The 6741-nt window shown below is 39.7% G+C and carries 7 protein-coding genes; 6 read left to right on the top strand and 1 reads right to left on the bottom strand.

Annotated features, from left to right (window positions below; genetic code table 11):
• Positions 1–563 precede the first annotated feature (563 nt).
• Positions 564–767: an FmdB family zinc ribbon protein gene (locus tag KFV02_RS06875; protein ID WP_252380804.1), complete on the bottom strand. Its 204-nt coding sequence runs from the start codon at positions 765–767 to the stop codon at positions 564–566.
• 161 nt (positions 768–928) lie between these two features.
• Between KFV02_RS06875 and KFV02_RS06870 the strand changes: the two genes are divergently transcribed.
• The 6 genes from KFV02_RS06870 (at position 929) to KFV02_RS06845 (ending at position 6377) form a co-directional block, all read left to right on the top strand.
• Positions 929–1366: a universal stress protein gene (locus KFV02_RS06870; RefSeq protein WP_252380803.1), complete on the top strand. Its 438-nt coding sequence runs from the start codon at positions 929–931 to the stop codon at positions 1364–1366.
• A 7-nt stretch (positions 1367–1373) separates the two neighbouring features.
• Complete coding sequence (gene pilM / locus KFV02_RS06865) at positions 1374–2429, top strand: type IV pilus assembly protein PilM (protein ID WP_252380802.1); 1056 nt, start codon at positions 1374–1376, stop codon at positions 2427–2429.
• Positions 2429–3004: a PilN domain-containing protein gene (locus KFV02_RS06860; protein ID WP_252380801.1), complete on the top strand. Its 576-nt coding sequence runs from the start codon at positions 2429–2431 to the stop codon at positions 3002–3004. The genes pilM and KFV02_RS06860 overlap by 1 nt, the downstream gene beginning before the upstream one ends.
• Positions 2997–3614, top strand: coding sequence for a type IV pilus inner membrane component PilO (locus KFV02_RS06855; RefSeq protein ID WP_252380800.1), 618 nt, complete (start codon positions 2997–2999; stop codon positions 3612–3614). The genes KFV02_RS06860 and KFV02_RS06855 overlap by 8 nt, the downstream gene beginning before the upstream one ends.
• Positions 3615–3694: 80 nt before the next feature.
• Positions 3695–4249 (top strand): pilus assembly protein PilP, encoded by a 555-nt coding sequence (locus KFV02_RS06850; protein WP_252380799.1) that lies wholly within the window; start codon positions 3695–3697, stop codon positions 4247–4249.
• A complete protein-coding gene (locus KFV02_RS06845) occupies positions 4239–6377 on the top strand; it encodes a type IV pilus secretin PilQ (RefSeq protein WP_252380798.1) in 2139 nt (712 codons plus the stop codon). The genes KFV02_RS06850 and KFV02_RS06845 overlap by 11 nt, the downstream gene beginning before the upstream one ends.
• The last annotated feature ends 364 nt before the right edge of the window (positions 6378–6741 follow it).

The following is a 6741-nucleotide window of genomic DNA, read 5'->3' as shown; positions in this document are numbered from 1 at the left end:
AAAATTGTTCTTGAAAACAAAATAAACTAACCAATAAATTTTAACCATTAACTATTGACAAAAAACACAGTTGCTGAGTTAATTTGCGAGTGCATTTTCTTCAATGCTAACAAAGACTTGGACACATCTAAGGCTTGCTTGCGGGCTGTGCATAATGGGGTTAGTCAATAGAATGTTACTTAATTCCTTTTCTGTTGTTATGATGGGTTTCGAAAGTTCGATGGAACAACCTCCCTATGCACAGCACTTCCGCAATCTTCGCCAAGTTGTGTTACCCAACCCGTTTGTAATGCATTTCAGAAAATGCACTCTTCAATTGTGTAGTAATTTGAGGATGTTAATCGTGTCAGAAAGTTGAGTTCTTAAGAAACAGAAAGTAGTTAATCAGTGAGTGTGAAGAAGTCAGGAGCGAACCTGTTATTTAATTATTTTAAGTGAGGGGGCAGGCCCCTCACTTTATTTAAGCGCAAATCAAGGAGCCTAAGTTAGTGACATTGTCCCATTACTAAATACTAAAAAATTAACATCATGGTCATTGCTTCAGACCTGAAGCATTAAGATGCTCAGGAAAATCCACTGCTTCCACAGGAAGTTGTACTGGATTTTGCTGTTTCTCCTGAGCCGACTTTAGAAAAGACCTGAGACAAACATCTTTGGACCTGTTCGCTCTGACATTTGGGACAGCGAATATAACTCGGCTTTTCACCAAAGACTAATTCTTCAAATAAGTTGTGACAATTGAGGCAGGTGAATTCATAAATAGGCATTTTTTCCTCCTCCTAATAAAAATTTAAAAAAATAGACAAAAGTCTTGTTTAAATTCATTTTCTTTGGCATGAATAAAATTATATAAGTTCAGAATCAATTTTTAACCTTAACCTTTAACCTCCGACTAATAAACCTTATTAATCTTTCCAGGAGGCTTTTCATGGCAGAAATAAAAAAAATACTTTGCGCGATTGATTTTTCAGAAATCAGTTCAAAAGTGGCGGATTATACACAGACCATAGCTAAGTCTTTGGGTGCAAGTGTCAAGGTGGTTTATGTGGCTCCCAGTCTTTCTCAATATGTTGGTTTTCATGTCCCACCCACTTCCATTGAAAGCTTCGTGGGGGAGATTGTCTCCGGAGCAGAAAAAACAATGGATATTTTTGTCAAGGAAAATTTTACGGAAGTAGATGTTAGTGCTAACGTTATTACTGGTTATGCCTCAGAAGAGATTTTAAACTTTGCTGAACAAGAAGAGGTGGACTTGATAGTTATGGGAACACACGGTCGCAAAGGGATTGACCGTATCCTGTTTGGCTCAGTAGCAGAGAAGGTAGTAAAGAGAGCTAAAATGCCTGTGTTAACCATTAGACCATAAAGAAGCAGTGTCTCTTTTAAAGATTTTCCAACCGGAACTGGCCAGCTGTGGGCTGGACTTGGGCAGTACATGGGTCAAAATTGTCAGGCTGACTCAAAAGGGGAAAAAAGTACACTTAGACCGTTTTGCCCGGTTGCCCTGGACAGTAAATGATTTTGATAGGCCGGAAAATAGCGGGGCAAAAATCAGGGGTCTGTGGACTACGTTGGGGTTAAAGGACAAATTTGTTGTCTCCTCCCTGGCCGGACATTCGGTCATTGTCAAGCGCGTCACGTTCCCTAAAGGTTCAGAAAAGGAGCTGGCGAATAATGTGAAGAAGGAGGCAAAACAATATATTCCTTTTGAAATCAAAGATGTTTACCTGGATTTCCAGGTTATAGGTCCGGGGCATAAAGAAAATACCGTAGAAGTCCTCCTGGTGGCCAGCAAAAGAAATGTAGTCCAGAATTTAATTAAAGTTCTGGACTATTCTCAATTATCCTTGAGCGTTGTTGATGTGGATGCATTTGCCCTGAGCAACTGTTTTGAGTTTAACTATCCAGAATTGTTAGAAGACCCGGTTTATCTTTTAGACATTGGTGGCCAGGAGAGCGTTTTTTGTGTTTTCTGGTATAAACAGCCTATTTTTTTTCGGGAAATGGGGTTTGGAGGGAGGCATTTAACGGATGTCTTGGCTAAGATTTTGGAAGTAAATAAGCTTGAAGCTGAGAAGATTAAATTAGAAGGTCCTGATTCGATAGATGAAGAAAAAAGGCGCGAGATAGATAGCCAACTTAAAGCCCAACTTGAACTTTGGCTAACGGAAATAAAAAGGCTGACCGGTTTTTATTTAACTTCAGTATCTGGAGCCAAACCCGGACAAAAATTGTTTTTGTCCGGGGGAGGAAGTTTGTTGCCAGGGATCAGCGAGTTTTTGAGGCAGGGGTTAGACTTAGAAGTTGAGTATTTAGACCCATGGCGGAAGCTCGAAAAGGATGTCCATAGGTTTGACTCCAAATATATAGAAGCTGTTAAAGCGCAATTTGTTGTTCCCACAGGTCTTGCTTTGAGAGGGCTTATTTGATGATTAAAATAAATCTTCTTCCCCAGACTAAAAGAGCAAAAACTTCTGAAGTTGGAAAGCAAATAATAGTTTTTTCTCTGGGTGCCATGGTTTTGCTTGTTGGAGTTTTGGGCATAAACTACTGGTTGCAAACAAGAATAGAGAAATTGCAAGCTATAGAAAAGGAAAAGCTGGCTCAAAAAAACAGACTGCTTGTTAAAGTGGCTAGAGTGAGCAAATTAAAAAAAGAATTGGAGTCAGTACAGACAAAAATTAAGGTGATAAAGGAGATCAGGCAAACGCAGAATCTTCCGATTCATTATATAGATGAATTAATTAGTAACTTGCCAGAATCCAAAATTTGGTTTGAGGCCTTTAAGTTAGAAAAAGATGGGCGTATAGATTTGCGTGGCGTAGCTCTGGATAATCAAATTTTTGCCTATTATGTCCAAAAATTGCGATCCTCGCCCTATATAAAAGAAGTTATGACCCAAAGGACGTCTAGACGCAGGATTTTAACTTATGATTTAGTGGAATTTCAGTGCCAGATTATGGCCCAGCCACCTGAGAAGCAGAGCGGTTCACAAAATGGATAAGCAGATCATCATTGATAAAATAGAACGACTTACTCTGGTTCAAAAGATATTGATCCTTGTTTTGTTTCTCTTTTTCACTGTCGGAGGATCTTGGTATTTTCTCTTTTCCTCAAAGATTGATGAACTTACCAAATTAAAAAGAAATATCGCCGCGTTGGAAAAAGCTATTACTAAATACAGGCTATTGGCAGCAAAGCTTCCACACCTGGAGGATCAGCTTAAGGACCGACAAAAAGAGCTAATTTTGGCCAAGATGCTTCTCCCTGAAGATGCACAGGCCTTAGAACGCTTGCTGGCATCTTTTGAAAAGTTGGGTAATGAAAAGAGAGTTGAATTTATTTTGTTCCAGCCTGGTCCTGAAAAGATTTATGAGTTTTACGCTACCCGTCGGGTACAGTTACGCTTACAAGGAGCATTTCACAATCTGATCCAGTATTTTGATAGCCTGGTTAGATTAGAGCGTTTAGTTAGTTTGGAGAATTTACGTTTAACACCGGTTAAGAATAATGGGGCCACAGGAGAAAGCTTATTGATGGCAGATAGTTCGGTATTGGTATATCGGGCTTTGACTCCTGAAGAGATATTGGACAGAAAATCAAAGAAGAAATGAGTTGTTGTGTTTATTGAGTTTGGGTGCGGCGAAGGGCAGATACTACTCCCTTGTTATGATAACGTTGTGTGGATTCTCTTATGAGGAATAATAGTTTTCTGATAGTTTCCTGTTCGCTGTTTTCTGTTTTTTGTTTGCTTATCTTCTCTTGTTCTTCAGCTTTGTCTGAGGACAAGGGCGCAAAAGATTCAGGAGACAAGCTACTTCAGGAATTGGATAAAATTCCAGAGTGGATCAGGCCGCCGGACTATAAATATTCTCCCATAGGAAAACCTGATCCTTTTGTTTCTTTTATCCAGGTTCAAAAGCAAGAACGGTCAATATCAAGACCTAAAAAATCAAAGCGCATTCTGACCCCACTGGAGAAAGTTGAAGCTACCCAACTTAAGCTTGTGGGTATTATCTGGTATGCTGACCGGCCTGAAGCAGCTTTGGCAATGGTTGAACTTCCAGATGGTAAAGGCTTTATTTTAAAAAAAGGCGCGTTGGTAGGACGCAGTGGAGGGCAGGTAGTAAAAATATCCCCGGACCAGGTCTTGATTCAAGAAGAAGTGGTTAATATTTTGGGGAAGTTAGAAAAAAGGAACATAGCCTTGAAGCTCCATCCAAGTAAAGAGGAAAGCAATGAACAGTAAGTTTCTTATAAAAGGCCTGTTTTGCTTAAGTATATGTTGTATTCTTTTTATGCAGATTGCCTGTGCACCAAAGTCTGGCCTTAACAGGAATCAAAAAGACATATCCGCCCCGGTTAAAAAGCAAATTAAAGTTGACAAGGCACAGGGCGAGATTTCAATTAAAGAAGAAAAAACAATCATCTCCCTGCCCATAGCTTTAGACATAGATGTTTCGCCCTATATGGACGATGAAAAATTAATTTTATCTTTTGCTCCTCCCATTTCTCCTTTTCTCCTTCCAGCCCCAAAGGGAATAGTGACCAAGGTCTTCTGGGCTTTGGATAAAAAAGGTCTGGCCAAGGATTTAAATATTATTTTGTCCAAGCCAGCCCAGTTTTTGCTTTCCAGAGCCAAGGATGAACAATTGCAAATCCTTTTGGTGGAGCAGAGAGGGAGAGACAATTCGGCCGGAGTAGAATCAAGGGAGGAAAATGATTTAATAGAAAAAGAAGGCGCCAAGATTCAAGAGATAGAATTCTTACGTAACAAACAAGGAAATTTGTTTGTCAACCTCAAAGGTAAAGGACCATTTGAGATAATTCCTAAGAAAAGTGGCCCACAGAAAATAGTATTATTTATTCCTAATTGTCAGGTAAACCTTGAGTATGCAAGACTTTTCCGTTTAAATAAGTTTAATACTGAAATTAAGTCTGTATTTGTTCAGAATATTAAAGACGGGGTCAAACTTAGTTTTGCTGTACAGAATAAAGTTCCTATGCACATGGACAGCGATGCGGGCGGATTATCTATACGCTTTTTAACAAGTGAGCAACAAAGTAAGTCCACAGACAAAGACCGCAGTGTAACCAAAGTTACTCAAAAAGAAGAAGAAAATGGTGCAGATATTCCAGAGTTAAACACCTTGTTTCCTGGAATGAAAAAAAAATATACAGGTAAAAAAATCTCTATTGATTTGCAGGACGCCGATATAGAGCATGTTTTAAGACTAATTGCAGCGATAACAGATTATAACCTGATCATAGATGAAGACGTAAAGGGTAAGATATCATTGCGGCTTTTTGATATCCCTTGGGACCAGGCCCTGGACCTGGTTTTGTTACAAAAGAATTTGGGTATGGTTTTAAGGGGCAATATCATGCGTATTGCCACAATTGCTAAACTGGAAGCAGAAAGAGAACAATTACGCAAGGCCAGGGAGGCAGCTCTTAAGGCCAAGAAAAGCATGAAAGATCTGGAACCCCTAAAGAGAGAGTATATCCAGATTAATTATGCAACCGCAAGTGAGCTTGAACCTAAGGTAAAGGAGTTTTTATCTCCTCGTGGTAAGATTACTTATGATTCACGAACCAATCAATTGATTGTCCAGGATACCGAGTCTAACTTAGAACAGATTCGCTCGGTGGTTGAAAAGCTGGATAGGCCTGAGCGACAGGTGCTCATTGAGGCCAGGATTGTTTATGCAACAGATGATTTTAAGCGTAGTTTGGGATTAAAATGGAGTTTTGCCAATACCGGAGAGTATTTCCATCAGGATAGATATTACAAGAACTATGATATTACCGGTCTTAATTTTCCAACTACTGGGCCATTGGATTTCTCTGTAGGTGGCCAGATTGCCAAAGTTTTGGGGAAGGATTTGTTTACCTTGGACGCTGAATTGAAAGTAGGTGAAACCAAGAATATTTCAAAGACCATATCTGCTCCGCGGGTGATCACATTGAATAACCAGCAGGCTGAAATAATCCAGGGGACTAAAATTGCCACCACCACAGAGTCAGAGAGTGGCGGGACAACAATTGAATACCAGGATGCTATTCTAAAGTTATCTGTTTTACCCCAGATAACTCCTGATAATAAATTGATTTTGGACCTTGATATAACTGACGATAGTCCCGTGGCCGGAGGAGGGGGCGATATTGAGACAAAGAGTACCAAGACCAAATTGATAGTTAATGACGGAGAGACGATTGTCATTGGGGGAGTAAAAAAGATTGCCCAGACAACAGCAGATACTAGAGTGCCATTGTTGGCGGATATTCCGGTTTTGGGATGGTTATTTAAGAACAGGTACAAAGGTGAGTCCCAGCAGGAACTATTGATATTTATCAGGCCCAAGATTATAGATTGATGACGCATCAACTGCAAAAAATTCTCTTTCTTCAAGCACCATACCAATCGGACTAACACTTCCCAGGGATGCACTTCTTGGGAAGTGTTGCCGTGAGATTGCACCTCTTAAATCCTTCATCACGATAATGGAGTTTAGACTCAACATTTTGAAAGATTTTTTAAAGGTTTGGAAAGAATATTTCCTGAGTCAAAAGAGTCTGTTTTTGTATGCGGATAAAAATGGTTATTCCGAGAGCGGGCGACATCTGTTCGGCATCTTATCCAGTGTAGAACGGAGTTAGCCTGAGGTCGTGCCAGAATTTGAGCGTAAACAGGCTCCCGTTAAATAAAGTATACTTTTATTGATTGTTTTTGGTCTAAAT

The sequence above is a fragment of the Desulfovulcanus ferrireducens genome, from assembly GCF_018704065.1.
Taxonomy (GTDB): domain Bacteria; phylum Desulfobacterota; class Desulfovibrionia; order Desulfovibrionales; family Desulfonatronovibrionaceae; genus Desulfovulcanus; species Desulfovulcanus ferrireducens.
This window is presented reverse-complemented; position numbering and strand designations above follow the sequence as displayed.